The sequence below is a fragment of the Archangium sp. genome, assembly GCF_036389735.1.
Lineage (GTDB): Bacteria > Myxococcota > Myxococcia > Myxococcales > Myxococcaceae > Archangium.
In genome coordinates this window covers 1-23,812 of the sequence record NZ_DASVWK010000198.1, presented here as the reverse complement: position 1 = coordinate 23,812, position 23,812 = coordinate 1, and the positions used below count along the sequence as shown (strand labels likewise).

Genomic DNA, 23,812 nt, shown 5'->3' with positions numbered 1-23,812 from the left:
TTCACTCGAATCCAGACAGAGGTGGGACCCGGAGTGTAGCCTGTCTGTCATTGAGACCGTGCCAGCGGCAAAAAACGCTGGGGGGGTTTTCTCGGAAGGCGCGCGGCTCCGTGCTCAGATGTAGGCCGGGGTACACGCGCCCCCGCACGCCCATCGGAGCCGACGTCACGTGGAAACCCTCGTTCGCATCGCGGAGGCCCTCGGCCGCTTCTCCGCGCGCTTCGTGCCCAGCGCGTTCGCCATCGCGGTGCTGCTGTCGCTGCTCACCATGGGCCTGGCCCTCGGCTGGGCCGACGCCCCGCCGGCTCGCGTGCTGGCGTCCTGGGGCGGCGGCTTCTGGGAGCTGCTCACCTTCTCCATGCAGATGGCCGTGGTGATGTTCACCGGCTACCTGTTGGCCCTCACCCAGCCGGTGCGGGCCCTGCTGGTGCGCCTGGCGGGGCTGGCGCGCGGCCCGAGCGGCGCGGTGGTGCTCATGGCGCTCGTCTCCATGGGGCTGGCCTACATCAATTGGGGCCTGTCGCTGGTGGCCAGCGCCATGCTGGTGCGCTTCGTGGTGCGGCGCCAGCCGGACGTGGACTACCGCCTGCTGGTGGCGTGCGCCTACTTCGGCCTGGGCGCCACCTGGCACGCCGGCCTGTCCGCCTCGGCGCCCCTGCTGGTGGCCACCCCCGGCCACTTCCTGGAGAAGCAGCTCGGCGTCATCCCCATTGACCGGACGCTCTTCTCCCCCTTCAACCTGGGGCTCACCGTGGGGGTGGTGCTCGTGCTCACGGTGCTCGCGTGGGCCATGCACCCGCGGCCCGAGCGCACCGTGCGGGTGGACCCGGCCACCCTGGAGCAGCTCCAGGACTTCGTGCCGCCCGTGCGCCCGAGCGAGCGGAGCCCCGCCGTCTGGTTGGACTTCTCCCCGCTGCTCAACCTCGTCTTCGGGGCGCTCGGCCTGCTGTGGTTCGGCCACCACCTGTGGGTCAACGGTGGCTGGAAGGCCGTCAACCTCAACGTGGTGAACTTCCTCTTCCTCACGCTGGCGGTGCTGCTGCACGCCACCCCCGCGCGGCTGCTCAAGGCCAGCGAGGAGGCCGCCAGCGTGCTGCACGGCATCGTGCTCCAGTTCCCCCTCTACGCGGGCATCTACGGCATCTTCAAGGCCACCGGCCTCACCGAGCGCATCGGCCAGCTCTTCGTCTCGCTCTCCACCCCCGGCACCTTCCCCGCCATCGTCTACCTCTACAGCGGCGTGGTGAACTACTTCGTGCCCTCGGGCGGCTCCAAGTGGGCCATCGAGGCGCCCTACCTCCTGGAGGCGGCGAGGACCCTGGGGGTGGCCCCGGAGAAGGTGGTGCTGGCGTACGCCTGGGGCGACATGGCCACCGACCTCATCCAGCCCTTCTGGGCCCTGCCCCTGCTCGCGGTGGCGCGGCTCGAGTTCAAGGACATCCTCGGCTTCCTCCTGCTCACCTTCCTCGTCTACCTGCCGCTCGTCACCCTCGCCTTCCTCCTGTGGGGCTGAGGGCTCGCGCCGCTGGCCAGCCCGGGGCCGTCCTGTGCTAGACACTCGCGCGCAACCCAATCGAGGGGGAAACACCATGGCAGGCAATCTGAAGAAGCTGGCGATGTGCGCGGTGGTGGCGTTTGGCGGCGTGGCGATGGCGCAGGATGCGGCGGCGCCCGAGGCCGCGGCGCGCGAGCCCGTGAAGGTGCCGTCCGCCGACGCGGTGAAGAGCACCTGGGACTACTTCTACAAGGGCCAGACCCAGGGTCCGGTGCTGGTGGAGGCCAAGCTGTGCACCGAGGTGGCCAAGGACGGCCCCAACAAGTTCGAGTGCACCGCCGAGGTGGCTCCCGAGGGCGTCAAGGCCAACACCTCGGTGATGCTGTGGCAGTCCTACCTGGTGCCGCAGGGCGACACCGTGGAGGACCTGATGGTCCAGGTGAAGCAGGGCAACGTGGTGCGCGAGACCAAGGACGTGAAGGTCAAGGGCGAGGGCTGGCGCGCCCGTCAGTGGACAGGCGTGCGCCTGAACAAGGCGGGCGACTGGAACATCACCATCATGCGCGGTGACCAGGTCCTCAAGACCCTCAACGTGAAGGTGCTGTAGTCCGTGGCCTGGGACGGTGAGGGGCGCTTCACCCCCTCCCGTCCCGAGAAGCCGCGCTTACCCTGGAGATAAGGCCGGGGGATGAAGGACGGCCCCGGACGGGGTTGAGGTTGACACCCGGGGAATAATCCCTCTCACGGGAATTCGACTTCCTCACCCGGGCCGTGGTACACGCCGGCCGCCTTCAGGCTTGCTCTCTATCCAGCCTGAAGGGCGAGGCTGTGCTGAAGCGTCGGCGTGCGGATTCCCCGCCCGCAGGCGGCCAACCCCTCGACACTCTCTCTTGAGGAGTTGCAACCCCATGAAACCCACTTCACGGATGGACGCTCTCCGCGCGAGCGTCACCGGGACGGCCGCCAGGGTCCTCGGACTCCTGGCCGTGCTGGCCGGCAGCACCGCCCGCGCCAGCGAAGCGGACCTCGTCCTCCCCGACTTCCGCACGGTCCAGTTCATCGGCGGCCTCGACGGCCGCGCGCTGCTGATGGCCGGCATCGTCGTCTGCGTCTTCGGCCTCGTCTTCGGCTTCATGCAGTACACGGCCCTGCGCAACCTGCCGGTCCACAAGTCGATGCTCGAGATCTCCGAGCTCATCTACGAGACCTGCAAGACGTACCTCATCACCCAGGGCAAGTTCATCCTGATGCTCGAGGTGCTCATCGGCGCCGTGATGGTGGTGTACTTCGGCCTGCTGCGGCACATGGAGGCCATCAAGGTCATCACCATCCTCGTGTTCAGCCTCGTCGGCATCGCCGGCAGCTACGGCGTGGCCTGGTTCGGCATCCGGGTGAACACCTTCGCCAACAGCCGCACGGCCTTCGCGTCGCTGCGTGGCAAGCCCTACCCCACCTACGCCATCCCCCTGCAGGCCGGTATGTCCATCGGCATGGTGCTCATCTCCACCGAGCTCCTGCTGATGCTCTTCATCCTCCTGTTCGTCCCGCCCGACTTCGCGGGCCCCTGCTTCATCGGCTTCGCCATCGGTGAGTCGCTGGGCGCCTCGGTGCTCCGCATCGCGGGCGGTATCTTCACGAAGATCGCCGACATCGGCTCGGACCTGATGAAGATCGTCTTCAAGATCAAGGAAGACGACGCGCGCAACCCGGGCGTCATCGCGGACTGCACCGGTGACAACGCCGGTGACTCGGTGGGCCCCTCGGCCGACGGCTTCGAGACCTACGGCGTGACGGGCGTGGCGCTCATCACCTTCATCCTCCTGGCGGTGCCGGGGGCGGATCTCCAGGTCCAGCTGCTCGTGTGGATCTTCATGATGCGCATCGTGATGGTGCTCGCCTCGCTGGGCTCCTACGGCCTCAACGGCATCATCCAGGGCGGCAAGTACAAGAACGCGGACCACATGAACTTCGAGCACCCGCTCACGTTCCTGGTGTGGCTGACGTCCATCGTGTCCGTGGCGCTGACCTTCCTGGTCTCCTACCTGCTCATCCCGAACCTGGCCGGCGACACCACGCTGTGGTGGAAGCTGTCGGCCATCATCACCTGCGGCACGCTGGCGGGCGCCATCATCCCCGAGGCCATCAAGGTCTTCACCTCCACCGAGAGCCGCCATGTGCGCGAGGTCGTCACGGCCTCCCGCGAGGGTGGTGCGTCGCTCAACGTCATCTCGGGCCTCGTGGCCGGTAACTTCTCGGCCTACTGGATGGGCATCATCATCGCGGCGCTGATGGGCGGCGCGTACTTCTTCAGCCTCGACATCCCCAACTCGCTGATGATCGCCCCGGCGGTGTTCGCCTTCGGTCTGGTGGCCTTCGGCTTCCTGGGCATGGGCCCGGTGACGATCGCTGTCGACTCCTACGGCCCGGTGACGGACAACGCGCAGAGCGTGTACGAGCTGTCGCTCATCGAGAACGTCCCCAACGTGAAGGCGGAGGTCCAGAAGGACTTCGGCTTCTCGCCGGACTTCGAGAAGGGCAAGCAGTACCTGGAGGAGAACGACGGCGCGGGCAACACCTTCAAGGCCACGGCCAAGCCGGTGCTCATCGGCACCGCGGTGGTGGGCGCCACGACGATGATCTTCTCCATCATCGTCATCCTGGTGGGCATCACCACGGGCGCGGACGGCATGCGCTCCCTCAACGCGGCCAACGCGGCCAACCTGTCCCTGCTGCACGCCCCCTTCCTGCTGGGCCTCGTGACCGGCGGCGCCATCATCTACTGGTTCTCCGGCGCCTCGATGCAGGCGGTGTCCACCGGCGCCTACCGCGCGGTGGAGTTCATCAAGGCCAACATCAAGCTGGAGGGCGTGGAGAAGGCGAGCGTCGAGGACTCCAAGCGCGTGGTGGAGATCTGCACCCAGTACGCGCAGAAGGGCATGCTCAACATCTTCATGGGCGTGTTCTTCAGCACCCTGGCCTTCGCCTTCCTCGAGCCGTACTTCTTCGTGGGCTACCTCATCTCCATCGCCCTCTTCGGCCTGTACCAGGCGGTCTTCATGGCCAACGCCGGTGGCGCCTGGGACAACGCGAAGAAGCTGGTGGAGACGGAGCTGAAGGCCAAGGGCACGGAGCTGCACGCGGCCACGGTCGTGGGCGACACGGTGGGCGACCCCTTCAAGGACACCTCGTCCGTGGCGCTCAACCCGGTCATCAAGTTCACCACCCTCTTCGGCCTGCTGGCGGTGGAGCTGGCGGTGGAGCTGGTGGCCGGCGGCAACGCCGGCATCACCCGGGTGTTCTCGGTCATCTTCTTCGTCGCCTCGCTCTTCTTCGTGTACCGCTCGTTCTACGGTATGCGCATCGAGACCCCGATGGCGGCCCTCACCGGTGACGAGCCCAAGTCGGGCGTGAAGCCGGCCTAGTCACTCCAGGCCCTCACGGCCTGACGCAGTGACGAGCGGGGGGGAGCCTCGGGCTTCCCGCCGCTTCGCTTTCGCGGGCTCAGCGGATGCGAAAGGCGGGGGGGTCGATCCGGGTGGAGCGACACTCGGGACACGAGCCGGGCCGGGTGAGGCGCTTGCGGTCGCGGAAGACGAAGCCGCACGCGAGGCACTCGGCGGGAATCACCTCCAGCGCGGCCCCGCCCGCCTTGAGGGACTTCTCCAGGTGCTCCAGGTGCCCGGCCACGTCCTTCTCGGAGATGCCCACGCGCGCGGACAGCTCCTTGGCGGTGAAGCCCGTCTCGGGCGCCGTGGCCAGCTCGGCTTCCAGCGCACCGCGCACGGTGGCGCCTCGGGCGGGGGGAACGGGGCTGCGATTCATGGGCCACTACCTCCCTGGCTGAAGCTAGTCATGGGGGCTCGCACCTGCCCACGCGCCAGTCCTGTTTCGGAAACTCTCCTAGGTGGCACATACTGCGTCGGCTATAGCCCCAGGACCTCATCATGACCCCTCGCTACGCCGCTGATTACCGCACCCTGCTCTGGTGCCTCGTGATGCCAGTCGTCGCACTGGCCCAGTACTTCGACCCCGGGCTCATCCCCTACCTCAGCCCGCTCGGTTGCTACCTGGCATTGAGTGCCGGCGTGATGGCGCACAACCACAACCACTGCCCCACGTTCAAGAACCGGCGGATGAACGCCGTGTTCGGGTACTGGCTGTCGCACTTCTACGGCTACCCCACCTTCGCCTGGGTGCCGACGCACAACCTCAACCACCACAAGTACGTGAACAAGGCGGGCGACGCGACCATCACCTGGCGCTACACCGACAAGCACAACTGGTGGGTCGCCTTCACGTACTTCTTCGTCTCCTCCTACTGGCAGAGCGATCCCATCAAGCAGTACATCCGCAAGGCGCGGCAATCCAACCCCACGCTCTTCCGGCAGATCGTCACGCAGTACGTGATGTGGGCCGGCCTGCACCTGGCGCTGCTGGGTCTGGCCATCGCGTGGCACGGGTTCGCGCAGGGCCTGAAGGTGTGGGGCTTCGCCTTCCTCGTCCCGGCGCTCTTCGCGCTGTGGACCATCATGTTCTTCAACTACATCCAGCACGTCCACACGGACCCCTGGAGCGAGCACGACCACTCGCGCAGCTTCGATGGGGTGCTCATCAACTTCTTCCTCTTCAACAATGGCCTGCACGCGGCCCACCATGAGATGCCGGGCGCCCACTGGAGCACCCTGCGCGAGGCCCACGCCAAGATTGCCCCGCTCATCCACCCGGAGCTCATCCACCGCAGCTTCTTCGGGTGGTGCTTCCGCAGCTACGTGCTGGCGCCCTTCTTCCCGCGCTTCGGCACGAAGCAGATCGGCCGCGCCCCCTTCGACCCGCCCACGGGCGAGAAGGTGGAGCTGACGTCAGCGGACGTGGACGCGGTGGAGTCCGGTATCAACGCCGCTCGGGCGTGAAGTGAACAATTGGAGCCCTCCCCTACTCGACTTCCGGCGGGGGAGGGATTACGCCTGAGGCCCCGGCTCAGCTGAGAGCCGAAAGGCGGCGTTGCCGCCGTGTAACGAAAGAAGAACGGATCATGGCAACTGGTGTCGTCAAGTGGTTCAACGATGCGAAGGGCTTCGGGTTCATCACGCAGGACGGCGGTGGTGAGGACGTGTTCTGCCACCACTCGGCCATCACCATGGATGGCTTCCGCTCCCTGGCCGAGGGACAGCGCGTGGAGTTCGACGTGACGCGCGGTCCGAAGGGCCTTCAGGCGGCCAACGTCCGCGCTATCTGAATCACGCCGCGTGTGACTCCTGGAGCCCGACCTCGTCAGGGGTCGGGCTCTTCCTTTTTGGGGGTGAAGATGTCGCGCCTGCCTCCCCTGCCCCGAGTGGCCGGCTTCGATGACGCGCCCTTCGTGAAGCGCGCGGGAGCGGTGGTGCCGCTGGTGGGGACGGTGTGCGGCGGCACGCGCTTCGAGGGGCTCGTCTGGGGGCGGGTGCGCAAGGACGGGTGGAACGCCACGGACGAGGTGTGCCGGCTGCTGGTGGGGGGCAAGTTCCTGCCGCAGCTCCACCTGGTGCTGTTGGATGGGATTGCCTTCGGGGGCTTCAACGTCGTGGACCTGCCGAGGCTGGCGGAGCGGCTGGGCAAGCCGTGCGTGGCGGTGATGCGGCGGATGCCGGACCTGGAGGCGGTGGAGCGCGCGCTGCGCAACCTGCCCCGGGCGGAGCGGCGACTGGAGCTGCTGAAGCGGGCGGGCCCCATCCACCAACGGGGAGGCTTCACCTTCCAGGTCCAGGGCGAGGAGCCCGCGTGGGTGGCGGAGGCATTGAAGCGACTCACGGACCGGGGCCACGTACCGGAGGCCCTGCGGCTGGCGCACCTCATCGGCTCGGCGGTGGTGACGGGAGAGAGCTCCAAGAGGGCTTGAGCTACCTGCGCACCTCGGGCGGCACCTGCGCCAACCACCCCACCTCCAGCGCGCCCCACAGCCCGAGCAACACGGCCTCGGCCGCATCGTGCCGCAGCGAGGTCGGCCGAGGCGCACCGGACCACTCGATGACCCGTCGTGCGAGCACACCGGCGGCGTCCTTCGCCAACCCTCCGGTCCGCTGCTCGCGGGCATACAGCAGCCGAGCGCGCCAGTCCTGGGCGGACACGAGCAGCACGGGGAGTGCCCTCCGAGCGGCCTCGCGCTCCCACACGTCGGCGATGGGCCCGCCCCCCTCCAGCACGAGCCACGTGAGCGGCCCCGCGGAGTGCAACACCGCGGGCACCGCGCGCTTGAGGCGGGAGTGGGAACCGAAGTTCTGCGAGCGGTACCAGCGCAACCGCCCATCGGGCCCATACAGGGCCAGCCCCGAGCGGAGCCCGAGGTCCACCGCGAGCAACCCCGGAGCTGGCGCGGCGTCCGGGCTCACTGCCGTTGCCGCTCTGGCTCCCCTGGCTGCTCGAGCGAGGAGGCGATGCGGCCCGCCGCGGCGGCCAGCTCGACACGGCGGATCTCGACCGTGGCCCGGGCCTGGGCCGCGGCGCTGGCGGCGAGGAAGCGCCGCGTGTCCGCGTCAAACATCTCCAGGCTGGTGGCGACTCCCGCCTTGAAGGCCGCCGCCACCTGCTGCTGCACGCGAGCGGCGAGCTGCGCCTGGGCCTCGGCCTGCACCAGCGCCGCCCGCGACGCCTCCAGGTTGGCCCCCGCCGCCACCCAGTTGGCACGGGCCCTGGCGCGCGATGATTCGTACTGCGCCTTCGCCTGCGCCAGCCGGGCCTGGTCCTCGTGGAGCGCCGCGTAGCGCTGCCCCCGGTCATACAGCGGCATCGTGGCCGCCACGGCGACATCGTACGTGGTGTTCTGCCCGGTGAAGCCGGCGTTGGAGTTGTAGTTGCCGCGGGCGACGGCGGCGACGCTCGGCAGCCACGAGAAGCGGTCGTACGTCACCTTGCCCTCGTTGGCCTGCACCGCCTTGGCCGCCGCGCGCACCGCGAAGGTGTCCTCCCAGGGGTTCTTGTCCTCGGAGGGAACCTCCCAGCGGGCACCCGAGGCCTCCAGCGGGGCCGGCTGCACGGGCTCGCCCACCAGCGCGCCCAGCAGCGCCAGCAGCTGCGCGGACTGGCCGGAGAGCTGCGCGAGCTGCACCCGGGCCTGGGCCGTCTCCGCCTGGGCGCGCAGCAGCGCCGCCTCCACCGTCATGCCCATGCCGAGCTGTGCCTTGGCCTCCCGCTCACGCTGGAGGGCCACCTGCTCCGCCTCGCGCGCCGCGTCCATCATCTGAGAGATGCCCTGAAGCCCGAGGTAGGTGCGCGCCACCGCCAGCAGCACCTGCTCGCGCGCCTCCAGGGCGCCCAGCTCCGCCGCTTCCGCGCCCGCCTTCGCCGGGCCGATGAGGAAGACACCGGCCGGGGTGAAGAGGGGCTGGGAGATCTGCGCCGTCGCATAGCGCGAGTTGCGCGCCGAGATGACGACGGGCTCCGGGATGAGCTGCGGGTTCACCGGCATGAGCTGGAACACGCCGGCCACCAGTTGGACGAAGCCCCCGAGGTCGAGCAGGGCCTCGGCGCTGGAGTGGACGAACTGACCGCTGAGCGTCACCTCGGGCTGCCACGCCGTCCAGGCACGGCGCACACCCACGGCCGCCACGGCGGACTGGGCGCGAGCGGCGGCCACGTCCGGGCTCTGCTTCACGGTGAGGGAGAGCGCCTCCTGGAGCGTCACCGTGCGGAGCGTGCCGGGAGCGGGCGCCGCCACCGTGACGGGCTGCGCGGCGGGCACCTCCTGGGGGGTGAGCTGGGGGGCGGCGGACGACTGGGCGAGCGCGCCCAGCGGAGAGAGGGCCGCGAGGAGGAGGAGGGAGACGGGGCGCCGGGCGGACCCGGCGCTGAGGGGGAGGCTCATAAGGTGCGTGAGACTTCGAGGAGAAAGGAGGGACGGGGCAGCGCCGGGGGCCGCTCAAGCGGCGCGGCCGGGCTGCTGCTCCTCGACGGGCAGGGAGGACGGGGGAACGTCCTCGTCCTTCTTCTTCTGGGCGCCCTTGAAGCCCAGCCGCTCCATGGCCGCGAACACCACCGGCACCACCAGCAGCGTGAGGAAGGTGGAGGTGATGACGCCGCCGATGACCGCGATGGCCATGGGAGCGCGGAACTCGGAGCCCACGCCCTTGCCGATGGCGGTGGGCACCATGCCGATGGCCATGGCGGCGCTCGTCATGAGGATGGGGCGCAGGCGGCGCGGACCCGCCTTCATCAGCGCCTCGTCCACCGAGAGGCCCTCGCGCAGGTACTGGAGCGCGCCATCCACCAGGAGGATGGCGTTCTTCGTCACCAGGCCCATCAGCAGGATGATGCCGATCATCGCGCCCATGGACACGTGGAAGCCGCCGAAGAAGAGGCCCAGCAGCGCGCCCACCAGCGCCAGCGGCAGCGACACCATGATGGTGAAGGGGTGCTTGAGGGACTCGAACTGGCTGGCGAGCACCATGTAGATGAAGACGAAGGCCAGCAGGAAGGCGGTGCCGAACGCGTCGTTCTGCTCGGTCAGCATCTTCATCTGCCCGTCGTAGATGACCGAGTAGCCCGGGGCCAGCGGCTTCTCGGCCACCTTCGCGCGCAGCACGTTGGCCACGTCGCCCAGGGCCGCGCCCTCGAGCTGGGCATAGACGGCGAGCTGGCGCTGGCGGTTCTCGTGCTCGATGACGCTCGGGCCATCGCGCAGTTCCACCTTCGCCACGTCCGTCACCGGGACGAGCCCCCGGGGAGTGGCGATGAGGATCTGCCGTACGCGCTCGGGGGTGTCACGGCCGCTCTCGTTCAGACGCACGCGGATGTCCGTCTCGTCGACGCCCTCGCGCAGCTTGGCGGCCACGTCACCGCCGATGGCCATGCGCATCTGGAGGGCCAGCGCCGCGGCGCTCACGCCGAGGTCCTTGGCCCGCGCCCGGTCGATCTCGATGGCCAGCTCCGGCTTGGGCGGGCTGAACTCCACGCGCACGTCCGCGGTCCCGGGGATGTCGCGGAGGATCCGCGCGATGCGCTCGGCCTCCTCGTGGATCTTCCCCAGCTCCGGACCAATGACGCGCACCATGATGGGATAGAAGTCGCCGCCCAGGCCGTCGATGATGGGCGGGTCCTGCATGATGACGCGGGTGGCCACCAGCGCGGGCGTGAGCACCTCGCGGGCCTGCTCCTTGATGGCCTGGATGCCCCGGGTGCGCGCGTTCTTCTGCACGGTGAGCACGCGCAGGCGCGCCTTGTTCACGTCCCCGTTGTCACCGACGATGGAGTAGACGTCCGTCACCTCGGGGATATCCTTCAGCAGCTTCTCGGCTTCCGCCACGCGCGCCTCCGTCTGCGACAGATTGGAGGCGTCGGGCAGGATGAGCTGCACGATGAACTGCGAGCGATCCTCGGGCGAGATGAACTCCACACCCAGGCGGCTGGCGGCCCCGAAGGACACCACCATCACCGCCGCGGTGATGCCCGTGGTGAGCCACTTGTGGTCCAGCACCCAGCGCAGGATGCGCGCGTAGACACGCTCGCTGTCGTCCAGGAAGCGGCGGATGGCGGCGGCCACCGCGTTCTCCTTGTGGACCTCGCCCGGCTTGCGCTGCTTCGCCAGCCGCGCGGACAGCATCGGATCCAACGTGAAGGAGATGAAGAGCGAGATGATCACCGCCACCGAGATGGTGATGCCGAACTGCTGGAGGAACTGGCCCACCATGCCCGGCATGAAGGCCACCGGGACGAACACCGCCACCAGGGCGAACGTGGTGGCGAGCACCGCCAGGCCCACGTCCTTGGTGCCGTTGGAGGCCGCGGACACCGGATCCTCCCCCTGCTCCAGCCGGTGGGTGATGGCCTCGCGCACCACCACCGCGTCGTCGATGAGCAGACCGATGGCCAGCGACAGCGCCAGCAGCGTCATCTGGTTGAGCGAGTAGCCCAACACGAACATCACGAAGAACGTGCCGATGACGGAGGTGGGCAGCGCCAGCGAGGAGATGAAGGTACCGCGCGGATCCAACAGGAACATCAGGATGATGAGCACCGCCATCGCGCCGCCGAAGATGAGGGCGACCCACACCTCGTGGGCATTCTCCTTGATGTCCACCGACTGATCGACGAGCAGCGTGGTCTTGAAGTCGTGGCCCAGCGAGGGCACCACGCTCTCCAGCTTCTGCTTCACCGCGTCACTCACCGCCACGGTGTTGGAGCCGGGCTGCTTGACGATCTCGAAGATGACGGCGTCCTGGCCATTGAGGCGCGCGAGGGTACGCCGCTCGGCCACGCCATCCGTCACGGTGGCGATCTCCTCCAGCCGCACCTGGGCGCCCGTGCGGCTCTGGGCCACCGGGAGCTGCCGGAGTTCGTCCACGTTCTTGAACTGCCCCAGCGAGCGCACCGTCAGCTCGGTGGGCCCGAGCCGCAGCCGGCCCGCGGGCAGGTCCAGGTTCTCCGCGCCGATGCGCTGGGCGATCTCCATCGGCGACACGCCCACCGCGCGCGCCTTGTCCAGGTCCACCTCCACCTGGATTTCCCGCACATCACCGCCGTTGATGCGCACGTCGGCCACGCCCTCGAGCTGCGCCAGGGTCGGCTTGAGCTGGTCCTCGATGAGCTTGCGCACCGTGCGCGAGTCCGCCTGCGCGCTCGCCGCGTAGGTGAGAACGGCCACCGCGGAGAGGTCCACGCGGCCCACCACCGGCGCGTCCGCGTCTCGCGGCAGCCGGTTGGCGATGCCCGACACCTTGTCCCGCACCTCCTGCACCGACCGGTCCAGGTTGGCCGACAGCTTGAACTGGACGATGACCGTGCCCACGTTCTCGCGGCTGAAGGAGTGGATTTTGTCCACGCCGTTGATGCCCGCGACGGCATCCTCGATGGGCTTGATGACCTGGGTCTCGATCTCCCCCGGGCCCGCGCCCTTGTAGAGGGTGTTGACCACCACCACGGGGAAGGAGACGTCCGGGAAGAGATCCGTACCCAGACGGGTGTAGCCCATCACCCCGAGGACGATGAGGCAGAAGGACAGCATGGCCGTGAAGACAGGCCGGCGGATGGAGACATCGCTGAGGAGCATGGGGAACGCCCTGGGAGCCTGAGGCCTACGACTACTTCACGGAGACGCGCGTCCCCTCGGTGAGGGACGGCAGTGGGTACTCGACGACCTTGTCCAGCGGGGCGGCGGCCTTCACCACCACCTCGCGCATGCGGCGCTCCAGCACCTGCACGTCCACGCGGCGCACCTCGCCCGAGGCCGCCACCACCAGCACATGGTCCCCACCCGAGGAGGACAGCGCGGTGGCCGGAATGGACTGGGCCTCCTGCGCCTCGCCCAGCGGGAGGATGACGCGCGCCAGGGTGTTGGCCACGAAGCGGCCGTCCTTGTTGGGCACGAGGATGTCCACCGGAATCCGCCGCGTGGCCGCATCCGCCGAGGGGATGATGGTGCGGATGATGGCCTCGTCCGTGGAGGCACCACCGCCGATGACCTCGACGCGCACCTTGCTGCCCGGCTTGAGGCGGGCGCGCGCGGACTCGGCCACCGTCGTCTTCAGCAGAAGGCTGTCCAGGTTCTCCACCGAGAACATCGGCACGCCGGGGCCCACGATGGCGCCCACCTGCTCGGGCGCGTCGACGACGGTGCCGGAGAAGGGCACCTTGAGGTCGTGCTTGCGCCGGCCGGCCTGCGCCTGGGCGAGCTGCGCCTTGGCGGCGAGCAGCTGCGCCTCGGCCTGCTTCGCCTGGGTGGAGGTGGTGCGATTCTGCAGGTCGCTCACGTTGCCCTGCTCCTGGAGCTTCGCGTTGCGCTCGGCCACGTCGCTGGCCATGGCGGAGCTCACCTCGGCGGCGGCCACCGCGGCCTGCGCCTGGGCGAGCTGCGCGTCGGAGATCTCCGCGTTGAGCTGCGCGAGCACCTGGCCCTCCTGCACCGCCTGGCCCTTCTTCACGCGCACCTTCTCCAGGCGGCCCCCCACCTCGAAGCCCACCTGGAGCGCCTGGGCGGGGAAGAGCGTGCCCGTCACCTCCTCGCGCTGCGAGGCCCGCACCGGCTTCGTCGTGGCGAGCGTCACCGAGGGCAGCTCCGCCGTGGCGGCCTTGGCGGCGGGGGGTGGAGCGGCGTCCGCCTCGCAGCCGGAGAGGGGAAGCGCGGCGGCGACCACGCCCACGGTGGCGAGCCCGGCGACGAGCGACGTCCTGGAGAGTTTCACGGTCCTGACCTCGGGGTGCTGCGGGTACGGGTACGAGAGAGCGCGCGGGTCTGGGTGGACGGGCGCGAGGAAGTCTTCTTGGGCGCGGGCACGGGCACCGCGAGGAGGCCCGAGGGCTGGCTGCCCTCGCGGATGAGGCGGTGGATGGAGCTGGCCCAGACCGCCAGGTCCGGCTTCTGCTCCATCTGGCTCATCTGCTGCGCCAGCAGCAGGTAGGTGCCGACGATGAGCGAGCCGATGACCGCGGGCGGGACATCCTCCCGGCACACCCCGGTGCCCTGGAGCCGCTGGAAGTCGCGCGCCACCCGCGCCACCTCGCGATCCACCATGCCCCACACCAGCGACTCGAACTCGGTGCCCTGGCTGCCGCGCATGAGCACATGCATCACGTCGCGGTAGGCCCACATCAGCTCCAGCGTCCGCAGGTCGCCCTCGGCGTGGAGGGCCGACAGGCGCGCGGAGCGCTCGGCGCGTTCGGCCACATCCCCCGAGTCCAGCCGCCCGTGCTCCGCGAAGAACCGCTCCGTGTCCTCCATCCGCTGGACGATGAGGCGCTCCATGGCCGCCATGAACGCGTCCACCAGCTCGCGGAAGAGGGCCTCCTTGGAGGAGTAGTGCAGGTAGAAGGCGCCCTTGGAGAGGCCGCACGCGGCGGTGATGTCCTCGATGCGCGCTCCCCGGATGCCCTTCTTCACGAGCTCCACCCGGGCGGCGGCGATGAGTGCTTCACGAGCATGCGGGTCCGCGGGGCGAGCCATGATGCGCGTTCCTAACCCGCCGGTCAGAAACTCCGCCAGCCCGTTTCTGAATCGCGGGTCAGAAATATCCCGAGGCTGGCTTATGGAACCATTAAGGTGAACGAATGGGCATCCCGACTAGCGAGCGGGAGCACCGAGCCGCGCCAGGGCGGTGCAGAGGGGGCACGAGGCGGGCAGGTGGGGCACGTCGCGGCGGTGGAGGTCCAACACCGCGCGGGACACCTCCGCCAGCTCGCGGCGCACCTCGCGGCGCGCGCCCTTCACCCGGGCGATGGAGAGGTTGTCGTAGGCGGTGGTCTGGTGGCGCATCCAGGCGATGACGGCGGCCTCGGCACGGCGCTCGATGGGGATGCGCTCGGTACGGGCCACGGTGCCACTGCCCACCGGGGTGGCATGGGCCGACACCGCCACGGCCAGCAGCTTCGCGTGGGGGGTGAACGTGGGCGCGAAGGCGAGGAAGCGCAGCACGGCGTTGGCGAAGTCCACCTCGTACTCGGACTGCTCGCGCTCGCGGCGGCGCACGTCCGCCTCCCGACGCTTGGCGTAGGCCGGGGTGGCGCGCTCGGACTCCAGGGCGGCCTGGGCGGCGGTGATGTGGGCCTCGGGCGCCCACACCCCGCGCGAGAAGAGCTTGCGCCCCTTCTTCTCCACCACCGTCCAGGAGGGGCCGGCGGCCTTCACCCGGCGCGTGAGTCCCGCGTCTCCCGGGGGCAGCAGGGCCCAGCCGGCGGGGACGGTGTGGATGGAGCCATCGGCCGCGCGCACGCGGCGCGGGTCGCTCGTGGGGGAGAACGTGAGGGAGTCGCTCATTGTCGGGGCGGCGCCTCATACCGCAACCCGTGTCCATGCTAAAGGGGCGTGGCGCTGGCGGACGGACGCCGCGCAGGAGGACTTCCATCGTGGGCAGCGCCGGCATGTCCATCCTCAGGCTCACCTTCCTCGGCACCTCGGCCGCGCAGCCGACGCTGCACCGCAACCTGTCCGGGCTCGCGGTGAAGGCGGACTCGGATCTGCTCTTGTTCGACTGTGGCGAGGGCAGCCAGCGGCAGATGGTGCGCTTCGGCACCGGCTTCACCGTGGATGCCGTCTTCTTCACCCACTTCCACGCGGACCACTACCTGGGAATCATCGGTTTCCTGCGCACCCTGGGGATGATGGGCCGGGACAAGCCCGTGCAGCTCTACGGCCCGCCCCCGGCACGCCGGCTGCTGCACCAGGCCGTCCACCTGGGGGTGGAGTCGCTCTCCTTCCCCGTGGAGTTCCACGAGCTGCGCGACGGCGACAAGGTGGAGCGCGGCGGGTACACGGTGCAGGCGGTGGGGGTGGACCATCGCATCAACGCGCTCGGCTACGTGCTCCAGGAGGACGAGCGCCCGGGCAAGTTCAACCTGGAGAAGGCCCGGGCGATGGGGATTCCCCCGGGGCCCCTCTACGGCCAGCTCCAGCGCGGCGAGCCGGTGACGCTGCCGGACGGGCGTACCCTGCGTCCCGAGGAGGTGGTGGGCGAGCCGCGGCCCGGGCGGCGGCTGGTCATCTCCGGCGACACCCGGCCCTGCCAGTCCCTGGTGCGCGCGGCGAAGGAGGCGGATCTGCTCATCCACGAGTCCACCTTCTCCGACGACGAGCAGGAGCGCGCGCAAGAGACGCGGCATTCGACGGCGCGCGAGGCGGCCCAGGTGGCGCGCGAGGCGGGGGCCAGGCGGCTCATCCTCACGCACCTGTCCAGCCGGCACGACACGGACCCCGCGCGGCTGCTCACCCAGGCGCGCGAGGAGTTCAAGGGGCCCATCGAAGTGGCCTTCGACGGGCTCACCGTGGAGCTGCCCCTGCGCGACTGAGCGCGCGGGGCGGCGGGGGACTACTTGCTCGCCTTCTCAGCCTCCTCGCGCAGCGCCTTGGCCCCCTCGGGGTCCACGCGCTGGAAGAGTTCCCACTCCATCTCCACGTCCCGCCTCAGGTTGGTGGTATCGGTGCCGAGGTTCTGGCGCTGGCCGGTGCGCGAATCCACCGGGCCTGGGCCGGACTCGACGCGGTTCTGCCTGAAGATCTCCACCGCGCACATGACCGGGCTCGGCTGCTTGCCGCGCACCAGATAGCGCACGTAGTTGGTGCCCAGCGACGAGGGGGCCCCCACCATGTGCCAGTCGGTGCTGATCTCATACGAGCCGGGGGCCTCGCGCAGCGGCAGCTCCCTCGCCTGGAGCATCGAGCGCACCTGCGGCCATACCTCGGCGATGGGCTTGCGGTAGACGTGCTGCAGGGTCTTGTTGTGGATGTAGGCCTCGCGGCGAACGGAGGCGCACCCGGCAGCGAGCGAGGCGACGGCGAGCAGCACCAGTGACAGGGACCACGGCGAGCGATTCGACGTCTGCATGTTCGGTCTCCCCCGGAAGGTGTTGAGGTTGGAGGATTTGAAGCAGGGCTTGGTACACTTCGCCACCATGAAGGACGGGCCCTTTCGGCGAATCATCAAACGGCTCGCACTGCTGCGCTATACCGGCGACCTGTGGATCACCCGCCTGGTGCTCAAGGCCCAGGGAGAGCCCCGCTACCGGCTGACGGGCGCCTGCAACGGCTGCGGCGGCTGCTGCGAGACCCCCGTCATCCAGGTGAGCACCCCCGTGTTCCGGCTGCGCTCCCTGCGCTGGCTCACGCTCACGTGGCACCGGCTCGTGAATGGCTTCGAGCACACGGGCGAGGACCGCAAGCTCAAGCTCTTCATCTTCCGCTGCACGCACTACGATCCGGTGACGAAGCAGTGCGACTCGTATGACAGCCGGCCGGGGATGTGCCGGGACTATCCGCGCAACCTCGCCTACTCGGCCCTGCCGGAGTTCCTCCCCGAGTGCGGCTACTCCGCCGTGTACAAGAAGAGCGAGCAGCTCCGGTTGGCCCTGCTGAAGGCCAACCTGCCGCCCGAGAAGTACGAGGAGCTGGTGCGCAAGCTGCACCTCAGGGAGTGAGCCCCGGGCCCTCCTCTTCGTACACCTCCTGCTCGTACACCTCCTCCAGCCCCCAGGTGTCCACGGGATGCTCCTCGGCGAAGTGCTCGAGGAGGAGCGCCGCCACCTTCTCCGGCGCCTCCAGCGGCACGAAGTGGCCCTCCTCGGGCAGGTAGTGCACGACGGGCCGCAGCTCGAAGTACCGCCCCAACCCCCTCGTCAGCGTCTTGCGCAGGGCGGGATCCTGCTCGCCCCAGATGAGCAGGAAGGGCGCGCGGATGCGCGGGTAGTCCCGAGTCTCCTGCCTGCCCCGCCGACTCAACATGCGTCGGAACGCCTGGCGGTAGTAGTCGAGGGCCGCGCGCGCCGCCTCGGGCCGCGAGAAGTTGGCCTCGTACTCCGCCAGCTTTCCCGCGGGCACGCGCGACGGGTCCACCATCGCCCGGCGCAGCAGGCGCGACACCAGCGCCCCCCCCCGCGCGGACAGCAGGCGCTCGGGCAGGAAGGGAAGCTGGAAGAAGAAGATGTACCAGGAGCTCACGAGCTGCGCGGGCTTCCAGATGTCCCGTGCCATCACACTTGGGTGCGGAGCGTTGATGACGGCCAGTCGGTCCACCACCTCCGGGTGCATGGCGGCCACGTGGTAGGCGATGAGGCCGCCCCAGTCGTGCCCCACCAGGTGCACGGGTTGCCCCGGCTGGAGGTGGTGCGCCAACTGGACGACATCGTTGGCCAGCGTGTCGAGGTCATATCCCCCCTCGGTCCGCTCGGTGCCGCCGTAGCCCCGCAGGTCCGGCGCGACGGCGTGGAAGCCGGCGGCGGCCAACCGGGGGAGCACCTCGCGCCAGCTTTCGGACAACTCGGGGAAGCCGTGCAGCAGCAGCACGAGCGGCCCGTCGGCGGGGCCAGCCTCCAGCACCTGCATGCGAAGACCGGGCAGCGGAATGGAACGGGGAACGATGGTTTCCATGTCCCGCACAGCTAGGGACGGCTTCCTCCAGGAGGAAGCGACCCCGGGGCAGGACGTCCGCCGCCTTACAGGGGCGACGAAATCCCTGCCCCCCCACTCCGTCATGGACATGATGGAGGGCCTCGATGATTCCCATCAGCGATGACAACCCCACACTGCGCATCCCGGTCGTCACCTACCTGCTGCTCGGTGCCATCGGTGCCACCTGGGTCTTCGTGCAGGGTGCCGGACTGAACCCCGGAGTGCTGGCCGCCAGCGTGTGCGACCTCGGGCTCGTCCCGGGCGAGTTCACCCGGCTGGCCCGGTTGGGCGAGGGCGTTCCCATCGGTCCCGGCATGGACTGCCTGGTCGACAACGCCCCCATCAACCGCTTCACCCCCCTCACCTCCATGTTCCTCCACGGCGGCTGGGGGCACCTGCTGGGCAACTGCCTCTTCTTCTGGGTGTTCGGCAACAACGTCGAGGACAGCATGGGGCGGCTGCGCTTCCTCGTCTTCTACGTGGTGTGCGGCCTGGCGGCGGCGGCGGCGCAGGTGATGGTGGATCCCTCCTCGCCCATCCCCATGGTGGGCGCCTCGGGCGCCATCTCCGGGGTGATGGGGGCCTACCTGCTCCTCTACCCGCGCGTGCGGGTGAACATGCTGTTCATCTTCATCATCATCATCCGCATCATCCCCCTGCCGGCCTGGGCGGTGCTGCTGTGGTGGTTCTTCGTCCAGCTCTTCAGCGGATTGCCCCAGCTCAATCAGCTCGACTCCCAAGGCGGGGTGGCCGTCTGGGCCCACGTGGGCGGCTTCGTCGCGGGGCTCGTCCTGGTGAAGTTTTTCGAGAACCGCGAGCTCACCTCCCGGCGCACCGGGTGGCGCCACCGGATGCATCCCGACCACCCGTGAACGCACGGCCTGTATCCCGGGAACAGCACCCCCGCGTCCGGGGTTGCTGACGCGCTCGGGGCCTCCCATGTTCGGAGGCCTCCCCTCTTCGGGGCTGTCCCGAAGGCATGGGGTTTGCTGAATGGCATATCGGGGCCTCGTACCGCGGCCTGGGGGACTCGGCGCCCTCGACGGCCGCTCATGAGGGTGTTGCACGATGCGTTGGGGGTCGGTGTTCCAGTCTTGCAATCCGCGGCACTGGGTGTTGCTCCCGGTGCTGCTGACCCTGCTGACGATGGACTCGCCACGGCCGGCCTCGGCCTGGTCGGAGGTCGATCCCCTGCTCACCTCGGGCCCCCGGACGTTGAAGCTGCTGGTCCCTCCCCACCAGACGGTGAACGAGGAGGAGGAGCTGCGCGTCACGGTCCAGCTCCAGGGCGCACAAGCGCCCACTCGGATCTTCGCGGACGGGCTGCCCCCGGGGGCACGGTGGAATGAGCCCTCTCGCACGCTCACCTTCCGGCCGGACTTCATCCAGGGGGGGGCGCATCATGACGTCACCTTCACCGCCTCGGACGGCCACACCACGGCGCGGGCGAGCATGGTGCTCACGGTGAACGACACCGTGCGCCCGCCCGCTCCGCGCATCGTCCAGCGGGAGTCGCAGCCGGGGGGCATCCGCCTGACGCTGGAGCAGAGCACGGACACGTGGCTGGACAGCCCCGGGTACGCCGGGCGCACCTTCGCCGCGGTGGTGACGGTGCCACTGGCGGCCTCGGCCTCGTACCCCATGCCGGTGACGGTGCGCCTGCACGGCGCGGGCAACTGGCCGCCCACGCCCCAGCAGGCCACCGACCACTTCATCATCGAGCCGAGCGATCCGAACCTCACCTACTGGTGGGGCTACTCCGAGCGGTTGCCCCGGGCCTCGGCGCTGGAGGGGGCCGTGCCTCCGTACACCGCGCGCCGGGTGCTGGCGCTGCTGGAGTGGGTGCTGCGCACCTGGCCCGGCGCGGACCCCGAGCGCGTCTTCGTCGAGGGCGACTCCATGGGCGGCGCGGGCTCGCTGACGCTCGGCCTGCTGTACGCGCGGCACTTCGCGGGCGTGCACGCCACGCATGCGCAGACGGTGGCGCGGGCGCACCGGCCCTGGCGCCTGGCGCAGCTCTCCAGCCTGTGGGGCATGCCGGAGGAGGAGGTGCCGGACGCGGACGGCCTGGGCGTCTGGAGCCGTCTGGATTTGACGCGGGCGCTGCGCGACGAGCCCGAGGCTCGCTCGCAGTTCCTCCTGCTGGAGCACGGCAAGGACGACCCCATCATCCACTTCGGCACGGTGGTGGGGCGCAGCCCCCTCACGGGCGCCTCCTTCTACGAGACGCTCCAGGAGCAGCGCATCGGCCACCTCGCCGTCTGGGACGAGGGCGGGCACATCGAACCAGACCCGTGGCTGGGCAAGTACTGGTGGGCCGAGGACTGGAACCCGAGGAGGGACCCGAACACCTTCCTTCGGCGCGACCTGGCCTTCCCGGCCTTCAGCCACTCCACGTGGGATGGAGACCCGGGCAGCGGTAGCAGTGGGCGCCAGCCCTGGCGCGATGACTCCGGGTACGCGGGAGATCCGAAGGTGCCCGGGGACACGGGCTGGGATGGCGACGTGGCGGGCATGTTCAACCGCTCGCTGCGCTGGGACGCCAGCCGGCTCCTCGACACGCACGGGCGCTTCGTCCTGCCGCTGCGCGCGGTGCACGGCCCCGGTGTCTCCGACTCGCCCAGGGTGGACGTGACGCCCCGGCGCGTGCAGCGCTTCCGGTGCCTGCCGGGCGAGCGCATCCGCTGGAGATTCGGTCAGGCACGCGGCACCGTCACCGCCGCCTCGGATGGCAGCGTCACCGTGCCCCGCCTGCGGCTCGGCGAGGAGTGGATGCCCCTGGTGCTCGAGCGCGAGCGCACTTGAGCACCCACTCCTCCCCTCGGGACTACTTCGTGTCGGCGGCCTGGGCCAGGTTGCCCTCCTTCACCAGGAGGTAGCCGCGGTTCTCCGCGGTGTCGGGCGTGCGCATGGACTTGATGAGCGCGTCCGCCTTCACCCACACCCACGACTGCCCATTGGGGTTGACGTCCAGGACGAGGAACGAGTCCGAGGCCTGGTCATAGGCGCCCAGCGGCGAGATGTGGCCGCCCCCCTTCTGGCCCAGCACCGGCCGGAAGTAGTTGAGGATGACGTAGTCGTTGGCCGTCTTCAGGTTCTCCTTCAGCTCGGCCTTGATGGTGGCGTCCGTGAGCGTGTCGTCCGCGACGCGCAGCTTCACGTCGAGCCCCTTGGCCGCGAGCATCCCCTGCAGCTGGCGCAGCTGGATGCCGGCGTCGGACTTGCCCCCCTCGTCCGCGGGCTTGCCGAACACCTGCTCGCGCGCCTTCACCTTCGAGGAGGCCTCGTCGAAGAAGTTGTTCTGCGTGTAGCGGTGGAAGAGCGGATCGAACCCGGCGGGCAGCAGCTCGCGGTCCTCGTCCAGCACGAGGCGCGCGTCCTGCGGCTTCGCAATGGCCTCGTTGCTCGCGCGTAGGGCGTTGAGCACGATGACGGAGGAGGTGGGGCCGCAGAAGGCCTTGTTGCCCTGGCTCTCGAACTGGTTGGCCAGGTGGAAGAAGTCCACCTTGTGCTTGCTGCGCTCCAGGCGCTTCATGGACTCGGGCTCGGTGAAGGACACGAGCGCCGTGGGGGCGGGCGCGGTGGCGTCCCTGGCCAGGGCGGTGAGGGGAGAGACGAGGGCGAGCCCTCCTCCGAGCAGGAGCAGCGAGGTGCGAAGCGTCTTCATGCGGGGGTCATTCCTCGGGGATGTGGCCGGGTGGCGTGGACCCCCAGCCTGCCATGCACCCCCCCTGGGAAGGAAAGGCGCCCCGGACTTGACTACAACCGTAGTCACGGCCTACCTTGCATCGTGACGACACTTGTAGTCACGCGGGTGAGGGGCATGAAGAAGCCGGCAGGAGAGCAGGAGCTGGTGGTGCTGCGCTGGGTGGCGGAGCACGGCCCCGCCACGGTGGGCGAGGTGGCCGAGAAGTTCGGCGAGCCCCAGGGGCTGGCGCGCTCCACCATCCTCACCGTGATGGAGCGGCTGCGGAGCAAGGGGCACCTCACGCGGCGCAAGGTGGAGGGCGTGTACCAGTACAGCTCGGCCGTGCCGCTGGCGGAGCTGCTGAGCGGCGTGGTGGGGGACTTCGTGCGCAAGTCGCTGGCCGGCTCGCTGTCGCCCTTCGCCACGTGGCTGGCCCACGCCGACGAGGTGAGTGACGACGAGCTGCGCCAGTTGGAGGAGGCCGTCGCCCGGCTCAAGTCGAAGAAGGAGGGAGAGGAATGAGCGCCATGGAGCCGCATGCGGTGGCGGAGTGGGGGCTCGGCGTCCTGCGGGCGCTGTGGCAGGTGACGTGGCAGGGAGCGCTGTGGGCCCTGGTGGTGTGGGCCCTCACGCGCGCCCTGCCCAGGCTGCCCTCGTCCGCGCGCGCCGCGCTGTGGTGGCTCGTGGCCCTCAAGTGCCTGGTGGGCCTGTGCGCGCCCACCTCGGTGCGCCTGCCGCTGCTGCCCGCGCCGGAGCCCTCCGTGGCCGTCGTGGAGAAGATGGCTCCGGCGCCCGCGGGTGAGCCGCCCCGGCCGGAGGTGAGGAGGGCCGAGGCCCTCGTCCCGGTGCCCACGCCGGAGCCCTCCGGCACGCACCTGGGCTGGACGCCGCTGGTGCTGGGCGTGCTGCTCGCGTGGCTCGGCGGCCTCGCCTGGCAGGGGCGGGAGCTGCGCCGGGGCCTCGTGCGGCTCCGTCGCCTCCGGCGCGAGGCGCGGCCCCTGGAGGACGCCTCACTCCTCCAGGCCGCCGCGAGGCTCGGGCGGGAGCTGGGGCTCACGCGCATCCCCCGGCTGCTCGTCTCCGAGCACGCCGAGAGCCCACTCGCGCTCGGGCTGCTGAACCCCGAGGTCATCCTGCCGCGCCGGGCGCTGGAGACGCTCTCGCCCCAGGAGCAGCGCATGGCGCTCGCGCACGAGCTCGCCCACGTGCGGCGCGGCGACCTGTGGCTCGGCTGGGTGCCGGCGCTCGCCCAGGCCGCCTTCTTCTTCCACCCGCTGGTGCGCCGCGCGTGCCGTGAGTACGCGCTCGCCCGCGAGGAGGCCTGCGATGCCGCCGCGCTCCAGGCCACCGGGGCCGCGCCCCGCGAGTACGGGCGGCTGCTCCTGCTCTTTGGTGTCGCCCGCGCTCCGGCTGCCGCGGCCGCCTCCGGTGCCTCGTCCCATCTCGCAGCCCTGAAACGGAGAATCGCCATGCTGGAACACGCCGATACCGAGTCGAAGCTCCCTCCCCGCTGGTCTCGCTGGGCCCTGGGAGGCCTCGCGCTGGTGGCCCTCGTGCCCTTCCAGGTGGTGGCCCGGGAAGCGGCCCCTCCCCCTCCGGCCCCGGCGGTCCAGGTCGCCCAGGCGCAGCCGTCCGCGGCACCCGCCACGGCCTCTCCGGTGGTGGTCCCGGTGATTCCCCTGCCGCGCATCGCCGCCGTGGCGCCGCCCGCCCCGCCGCACGAGGACGACGATGAGGACGAGGACGACGGGGCCTATGTCCTCCTGCGCTCCAACGACAGCGCGGCGAT

22 protein-coding genes are annotated in these 23,812 nt (G+C 69.9%); 12 read left to right on the top strand and 10 right to left on the bottom strand.

Annotated elements, in window-relative coordinates:
• Positions 1-169: 169 nt before the first annotated feature.
• The 3 genes from VF794_RS07425 to VF794_RS07415 all read left to right on the top strand — a co-directional run bounded on the left by VF794_RS07425 (position 170) and on the right by VF794_RS07415 (position 4,917).
• Positions 170-1,513 (top strand): short-chain fatty acid transporter, encoded by a 1,344-nt coding sequence (locus VF794_RS07425; RefSeq protein WP_331108480.1) that lies wholly within the window; start codon positions 170-172, stop codon positions 1,511-1,513.
• 76 nt (positions 1,514-1,589) lie between these two features.
• Positions 1,590-2,102, top strand: coding sequence for a hypothetical protein (locus VF794_RS07420; RefSeq protein ID WP_331108479.1), 513 nt, complete (start codon positions 1,590-1,592; stop codon positions 2,100-2,102).
• Between the two features lie 301 nt (positions 2,103-2,403).
• Positions 2,404-4,917: a sodium-translocating pyrophosphatase gene (locus VF794_RS07415; RefSeq protein ID WP_331108478.1), complete on the top strand. Its 2,514-nt coding sequence runs from the start codon at positions 2,404-2,406 to the stop codon at positions 4,915-4,917.
• Positions 4,918-4,996: 79 nt separating this feature from the next.
• Here VF794_RS07415 and VF794_RS07410 read toward each other — a convergent pair whose 3' ends face one another.
• Entirely contained in the window at positions 4,997-5,317 is a 321-nt protein-coding gene (locus tag VF794_RS07410) for a transcriptional regulator (protein ID WP_331108477.1), read from the bottom strand.
• Between the two features lie 122 nt (positions 5,318-5,439).
• Here VF794_RS07410 and VF794_RS07405 point away from each other — a divergent pair, with 122 nt between their 5' ends.
• From VF794_RS07405 to VF794_RS07395, 3 genes are all read left to right on the top strand, one after another.
• Positions 5,440-6,405 (top strand): fatty acid desaturase, encoded by a 966-nt coding sequence (locus VF794_RS07405; protein ID WP_331108476.1) that lies wholly within the window; start codon positions 5,440-5,442, stop codon positions 6,403-6,405.
• Between the two features lie 122 nt (positions 6,406-6,527).
• The gene (locus VF794_RS07400; RefSeq protein WP_331108475.1) at positions 6,528-6,731 is read left to right on the top strand and encodes a cold-shock protein; all 204 of its coding nucleotides are present in this window, start codon (positions 6,528-6,530) and stop codon (positions 6,729-6,731) included.
• Positions 6,732-6,800: 69 nt separating this feature from the next.
• On the top strand, positions 6,801-7,370 hold the full coding sequence (locus tag VF794_RS07395; RefSeq protein WP_331108474.1) for a DUF99 family protein: 570 nt from the start codon (positions 6,801-6,803) through the stop codon (positions 7,368-7,370).
• A gap of 1 nt (position 7,371) precedes the next feature.
• Here VF794_RS07395 and VF794_RS07390 read toward each other — a convergent pair whose 3' ends face one another.
• The 6 genes from VF794_RS07390 to VF794_RS07365 all read right to left on the bottom strand — a co-directional run bounded on the left by VF794_RS07390 (position 7,372) and on the right by VF794_RS07365 (position 15,212).
• Entirely contained in the window at positions 7,372-7,860 is a 489-nt protein-coding gene (locus VF794_RS07390) for a hypothetical protein (RefSeq protein WP_331108473.1), read from the bottom strand.
• The gene (locus tag VF794_RS07385; protein ID WP_331108472.1) at positions 7,857-9,332 is read right to left on the bottom strand and encodes a TolC family protein; all 1,476 of its coding nucleotides are present in this window, start codon (positions 9,330-9,332) and stop codon (positions 7,857-7,859) included. Before VF794_RS07385 ends, VF794_RS07390 begins: the two co-directional genes overlap by 4 nt.
• Positions 9,333-9,386: 54 nt before the next feature.
• On the bottom strand, positions 9,387-12,512 hold the full coding sequence (locus VF794_RS07380; RefSeq protein WP_331108471.1) for an efflux RND transporter permease subunit: 3,126 nt from the start codon (positions 12,510-12,512) through the stop codon (positions 9,387-9,389).
• 31 nt (positions 12,513-12,543) lie between these two features.
• Positions 12,544-13,644 carry an efflux RND transporter periplasmic adaptor subunit gene (locus VF794_RS07375; protein ID WP_331108470.1) on the bottom strand — a complete coding sequence of 367 codons (1,101 nt, stop codon included), beginning with the start codon at positions 13,642-13,644 and terminating at the stop codon, positions 12,544-12,546.
• The gene (locus tag VF794_RS07370) at positions 13,641-14,402 is read right to left on the bottom strand and encodes a helix-turn-helix domain-containing protein (protein ID WP_331108469.1); all 762 of its coding nucleotides are present in this window, start codon (positions 14,400-14,402) and stop codon (positions 13,641-13,643) included. The genes VF794_RS07375 and VF794_RS07370 overlap by 4 nt, the downstream gene beginning before the upstream one ends.
• Positions 14,403-14,519: 117 nt before the next feature.
• On the bottom strand, positions 14,520-15,212 hold the full coding sequence (locus VF794_RS07365) for a DUF2293 domain-containing protein (RefSeq protein ID WP_331108468.1): 693 nt from the start codon (positions 15,210-15,212) through the stop codon (positions 14,520-14,522).
• A gap of 104 nt (positions 15,213-15,316) precedes the next feature.
• Here VF794_RS07365 and rnz point away from each other — a divergent pair, with 104 nt between their 5' ends.
• On the top strand, positions 15,317-16,240 hold the full coding sequence (rnz, locus tag VF794_RS07360) for a ribonuclease Z (protein WP_331108467.1): 924 nt from the start codon (positions 15,317-15,319) through the stop codon (positions 16,238-16,240).
• 20 nt (positions 16,241-16,260) lie between these two features.
• Here the strand turns inward: rnz and VF794_RS07355 are convergent, their stop codons facing one another.
• Positions 16,261-16,776: a hypothetical protein gene (locus VF794_RS07355; protein ID WP_331108466.1), complete on the bottom strand. Its 516-nt coding sequence runs from the start codon at positions 16,774-16,776 to the stop codon at positions 16,261-16,263.
• A gap of 37 nt (positions 16,777-16,813) precedes the next feature.
• Here VF794_RS07355 and VF794_RS07350 point away from each other — a divergent pair, with 37 nt between their 5' ends.
• The gene (locus tag VF794_RS07350; RefSeq protein ID WP_331108465.1) at positions 16,814-17,365 is read left to right on the top strand and encodes a YkgJ family cysteine cluster protein; all 552 of its coding nucleotides are present in this window, start codon (positions 16,814-16,816) and stop codon (positions 17,363-17,365) included.
• Here the strand turns inward: VF794_RS07350 and VF794_RS07345 are convergent.
• Positions 17,355-18,314 (bottom strand): alpha/beta fold hydrolase, encoded by a 960-nt coding sequence (locus tag VF794_RS07345; RefSeq protein ID WP_331108464.1) that lies wholly within the window; start codon positions 18,312-18,314, stop codon positions 17,355-17,357. The genes VF794_RS07350 and VF794_RS07345 overlap by 11 nt on opposite strands.
• Before the next feature lie 125 nt (positions 18,315-18,439).
• Here VF794_RS07345 and VF794_RS07340 point away from each other — a divergent pair, with 125 nt between their 5' ends.
• A complete protein-coding gene (locus tag VF794_RS07340) occupies positions 18,440-19,207 on the top strand; it encodes a rhomboid family intramembrane serine protease (RefSeq protein WP_331108463.1) in 768 nt (255 codons plus the stop codon).
• Between the two features lie 196 nt (positions 19,208-19,403).
• Positions 19,404-21,140 (top strand): hypothetical protein, encoded by a 1,737-nt coding sequence (locus VF794_RS07335; RefSeq protein ID WP_331108462.1) that lies wholly within the window; start codon positions 19,404-19,406, stop codon positions 21,138-21,140.
• 22 nt (positions 21,141-21,162) lie between these two features.
• On the opposite strand, the gene VF794_RS07330 is transcribed toward VF794_RS07335, so the two are convergent.
• The gene (locus VF794_RS07330; RefSeq protein ID WP_331108461.1) at positions 21,163-22,002 is read right to left on the bottom strand and encodes a phytochelatin synthase family protein; all 840 of its coding nucleotides are present in this window, start codon (positions 22,000-22,002) and stop codon (positions 21,163-21,165) included.
• 156 nt (positions 22,003-22,158) lie between these two features.
• Here VF794_RS07330 and VF794_RS07325 point away from each other — a divergent pair, with 156 nt between their 5' ends.
• Both VF794_RS07325 and VF794_RS07320 read left to right on the top strand, forming a co-directional pair.
• Positions 22,159-22,545 carry a BlaI/MecI/CopY family transcriptional regulator gene (locus VF794_RS07325; RefSeq protein WP_331108460.1) on the top strand — a complete coding sequence of 129 codons (387 nt, stop codon included), beginning with the start codon at positions 22,159-22,161 and terminating at the stop codon, positions 22,543-22,545.
• On the top strand, positions 22,542-23,812 hold a 1,271-nt coding region (locus VF794_RS07320; RefSeq protein WP_331108459.1), incomplete at its 3' end, for a M56 family metallopeptidase. The genes VF794_RS07325 and VF794_RS07320, both read left to right, overlap by 4 nt.

What these genes read in the sequence shown, in the direction of transcription:
- VF794_RS07420 (WP_331108479.1), top strand. Translation starts at nt 1,590, where the DNA reads ATGGCAGGCAATCTGAAGAAGCTGGCGATGTGCGCGGTGGTGGCGTTT.
- VF794_RS07415 (WP_331108478.1), top strand. Translation starts at nt 2,404, where the DNA reads ATGAAACCCACTTCACGGATGGACGCTCTCCGCGCGAGCGTCACCGGG.
- VF794_RS07410 (WP_331108477.1), bottom strand. Translation starts at nt 5,317, where the DNA reads ATGAATCGCAGCCCCGTTCCCCCCGCCCGAGGCGCCACCGTGCGCGGT.
- VF794_RS07405 (WP_331108476.1), top strand. Translation starts at nt 5,440, where the DNA reads ATGACCCCTCGCTACGCCGCTGATTACCGCACCCTGCTCTGGTGCCTC.
- VF794_RS07400 (WP_331108475.1), top strand. Translation starts at nt 6,528, where the DNA reads ATGGCAACTGGTGTCGTCAAGTGGTTCAACGATGCGAAGGGCTTCGGG.
- VF794_RS07395 (WP_331108474.1), top strand. Translation starts at nt 6,801, where the DNA reads ATGTCGCGCCTGCCTCCCCTGCCCCGAGTGGCCGGCTTCGATGACGCG.
- VF794_RS07385 (WP_331108472.1), bottom strand. Translation starts at nt 9,332, where the DNA reads ATGAGCCTCCCCCTCAGCGCCGGGTCCGCCCGGCGCCCCGTCTCCCTC.
- VF794_RS07380 (WP_331108471.1), bottom strand. Translation starts at nt 12,512, where the DNA reads ATGCTCCTCAGCGATGTCTCCATCCGCCGGCCTGTCTTCACGGCCATG.
- VF794_RS07370 (WP_331108469.1), bottom strand. Translation starts at nt 14,402, where the DNA reads ATGGCTCGCCCCGCGGACCCGCATGCTCGTGAAGCACTCATCGCCGCC.
- VF794_RS07365 (WP_331108468.1), bottom strand. Translation starts at nt 15,212, where the DNA reads ATGAGCGACTCCCTCACGTTCTCCCCCACGAGCGACCCGCGCCGCGTG.
- rnz (WP_331108467.1), top strand. Translation starts at nt 15,317, where the DNA reads ATGTCCATCCTCAGGCTCACCTTCCTCGGCACCTCGGCCGCGCAGCCG.
- VF794_RS07355 (WP_331108466.1), bottom strand. Translation starts at nt 16,776, where the DNA reads ATGCAGACGTCGAATCGCTCGCCGTGGTCCCTGTCACTGGTGCTGCTC.
- VF794_RS07345 (WP_331108464.1), bottom strand. Translation starts at nt 18,314, where the DNA reads ATGGAAACCATCGTTCCCCGTTCCATTCCGCTGCCCGGTCTTCGCATG.
- VF794_RS07340 (WP_331108463.1), top strand. Translation starts at nt 18,440, where the DNA reads ATGATTCCCATCAGCGATGACAACCCCACACTGCGCATCCCGGTCGTC.
- VF794_RS07335 (WP_331108462.1), top strand. Translation starts at nt 19,404, where the DNA reads ATGCGTTGGGGGTCGGTGTTCCAGTCTTGCAATCCGCGGCACTGGGTG.
- VF794_RS07330 (WP_331108461.1), bottom strand. Translation starts at nt 22,002, where the DNA reads ATGAAGACGCTTCGCACCTCGCTGCTCCTGCTCGGAGGAGGGCTCGCC.
- VF794_RS07325 (WP_331108460.1), top strand. Translation starts at nt 22,159, where the DNA reads ATGAAGAAGCCGGCAGGAGAGCAGGAGCTGGTGGTGCTGCGCTGGGTG.